The sequence below is a fragment of the Methanolobus psychrotolerans genome (genome assembly GCF_002243045.1).
In the GTDB taxonomy this organism is placed as follows: Archaea; Halobacteriota; Methanosarcinia; order Methanosarcinales; family Methanosarcinaceae; genus Methanolobus; species Methanolobus psychrotolerans.
Genome location: NZ_MBKP01000043.1, coordinates 1 through 3,225, shown reverse-complemented (window position 1 = coordinate 3,225; position 3,225 = coordinate 1). Strand labels below are relative to the sequence as shown.

The following is a 3,225-nucleotide window of genomic DNA, read 5'->3' as shown; positions in this document are numbered from 1 at the left end:
ACATTGGTTGGCTGTATTTCCAGTACACAATCATAGTCCGCATTTCACTCAATGAGATAATATGCCCTGTTCTTGGAATAGGTGCGCTGAATTTCCAATATACCGTAGCCTCCCGGATTTCACTGAGTGAAATATACCTGCCATCCTCGGAATCCCAGTCGTTCCACGGATTCCAGTCGTCCATCAAGTAAACCTCAGTATCTCCACTAACTTCAGTAACATTTACTCCATAAGCAGAGACATTGCCTGAAATGTTATACATGCCTCCTGTGAGGTTAGCAGGCACTGTGACATTGTATACGACCGTACAGTTCTCACCGCCTGAGATAGTAGACGGCCATATCCATTCATTCGTCAGGTTCTTGAATGAACGTTCATCATCGTCTATATTAGTTATATTCCAGTCATCTGGATAGTCTTCATCCAGAAGAAGGGCTTTTATGCTCAGGTCGGGAGTCATTTCTACAGTTACCGTAAAGGTGCTGTTCAGTGTGACGTTGTAGCTGGAAACAGTCCTGTTGGCTGTAATCGATGCCATACTTCCAGATGACGATTCCTCAGCTTCAGCTACAGATTCTCCTTCACAAATCTCATTATTTAGCCAGCAAGAAATCAGATATTGAAGCCTTCGAGTTGTTACTACTTCACCGTTACTAAGAGGTGAATCGATTAACCAGTAGTGTATGGCTTCTTGCAATTCTGATGTTGCTATTAACGCACCATCTTCGGAATCAATATCATTCCATGGATTCCAATCTTCTTCCTCAATAAGGTAGTAAAATGTAACATCTTCTGATGCTGTGTTTCCTACCGAATCAGTGGCATAGACCACGAGTGTGTTCGCACCTTCTACAATATAAGATTCAAGCCCAGATGTTGTATTGGAGTTATTGCCATTTAATGAGTAGGCAAAAGTTGCTTCTTCATCAGTTGTTACATTGATAGATGGGAAACTACCATAGGTAACACCTTCCTCTGGTGAATCAATTGTAATCTCTGGTGCATATGAATCAATTATATCAAAATCTTCAGACATATAAGCTATGTTACCTGCACAATCTTCCACATAAACTGTTGCAGAATAAGTACCTACATCCAGGCCATAGAATTTGAACAGTTCATCAAAGCTATTTGAATTACGGATGACCAATCTGTCCCTGTCAATATAATCAGTACCTGTTACAATACATTGAACTACTGACAATGCGTTGCTATCAGATGCAGAGACAGAGATCAGTGTATTGTCACCTCTTACATCAATACTCATATTTGTGTCAGGGGCAGTGTTATCAATCTCGAAGCTCACCGATCGATTGGTCGAACCAGAATCAAAAGCTATGACCTCAACTACATAATCATCATCAACCAGATTAAGTTCCTGATTGAAAGAAACGACTCCACTACTTGTTGAATATGAAAGAGTATATTCCTGACCGTTTACGCTGTACTGTGCACTTTCAAGATTATCATCTACAATAGTACCTGATAATGTGAAATCCCTCAATATTGTGCGTGATGGTGAATCTATATTTATTGATGGAATAGGATCAAATGATTCACCATATGTAGCGTAGATAGTATATGTATGCTTACCCTCTCCAATTATTTGCCCTGAACTTAGTTCAGATGTACCAGCCATTATGTGCACATAGACACCATCTACAGCATCTGAGTCCCAACTAAGTGAAGTGGTTTCACCTTCTGGCACTATTACCATAAGGTCCCAGGTTGTTCCATCAACTCCTGGTTTTATATTCTTAGCGTAAGCTCTGTCAAGCATTAAGAAGGTCTTGTTGATCGGATATGGAGGCAGACTCCATTTATCGCCTGTGTCCAGTTTATCAGTAGCGCTCTGGTCAATACCAATGGTTAGGTCCTGAATGGAATCCGGTGCTGTGATGTTCATACTCCATGAACTGACATCGACTGATCTATCGAGCTCTACTTCATATGCAGTTTCTGATAATTGGAATATTCCAGTTATTCCGGCCCAATAAGATTCTCCAGTGTAAATTGAATCTAAAGTAAAAATTAAAATAGGAAAATCCTCAACTTCATTGCCGTTTAAAGTAATATCCTTCCTATAAATATAAGTATCACCAACGTACATTCCCTCAGTGTCAATAACAGTTCCATCTTTTCGTATATTAATTGTACTTGTATGTTCTGTATTAGTTACCACATCTAAAGAATATCCATCTTCCAAAGCTGTACCAGACCAGGATACAATCTCTATTGAGTCATCATCTATCAGAACAGGAACTGCCCATGATTCTGAAAGTAAGCTGTCGCTGCTGCTCACACCTGAAGGCCCATTGTCATAATAAGCTATCAAATAAGGATCATTGTCCTCATCGTAGAATCCTAAATAATCACCGTAAGGTGAATAGTCAAATGACGTGGATACTGGAACATATGTTCCGTCTAAAGATGCCGATCCGATTGTAATTAATGAACTGAATAGCAATATTGCTGTGAAAGTTATGCACAAACAATTAGAGATAGATCTCATATGTTCACCCCGAACGTTTCAGTTGAAATTGCAAAAAGAGTTTCCCCTGGATCTATCTGAGTATCAGTATACAAAACTTCAAAAATATTGCCTGTAGTGTTATACTTGTAAAAAATACTTGAATTAATATCATAATCCATGTTTATTAACATATCAGACAGGTTTGTACTTGCAGAAGGTGCACCTATCAGGCCACAACCATCAATAGTTACAGTTCCAAATTCATTTGCAATAGTATCTATTTCTATAGTTGTTGCCTGAGATGTTTCTATTAGGTAAGAATGACCTTTTTCTAACGTGCAGGAAGAATCTAACTCCACAGGAACCAGATCATTGAAACCTATTATCTTTTCCACGTAAGATGAACTAAATAATGTAGATGCAGATGCATTAAATGGCAAGGATATGAATTGATAACCACTGGTAAGTTCCAAGTCATATGATCCAAAGTAAACATACCCTCTTTGCAGATTTCCTTTTGTTACAGAACAGTCAATACTCTGCTTTGAAGGTATTAACCATGATAACCAATTGTCATCGCCAACTGTAATGATATTCTCTCCTTCATAAGCACATAACTCTGCAACTCCATTTTCAATTACCGCATCAGCTATTCCAAAACCATCTTCATTGTTGACATAAACATTTGCTCCTTCCTTGTCTGAGTAGATCTCTACTTTTGGTTTTGTAGTAATGATTAATGAAAATGATTG

At 38.5% G+C, this 3,225-nt stretch carries 1 protein-coding gene and 1 pseudogene; both read right to left on the bottom strand.

From position 1 onward, the window contains the following. A pseudogene (locus BB781_RS12520) lies at positions 1 to 2,512 on the bottom strand (hypothetical protein); the annotation flags it as partial. Continuing rightward, positions 2,509 to 3,225 (bottom strand): hypothetical protein (locus BB781_RS15820; RefSeq protein ID WP_164997880.1); only part of this gene is annotated, 717 nt, incomplete at its 5' end. The pseudogene BB781_RS12520 and the gene BB781_RS15820, both read right to left, overlap by 4 nt.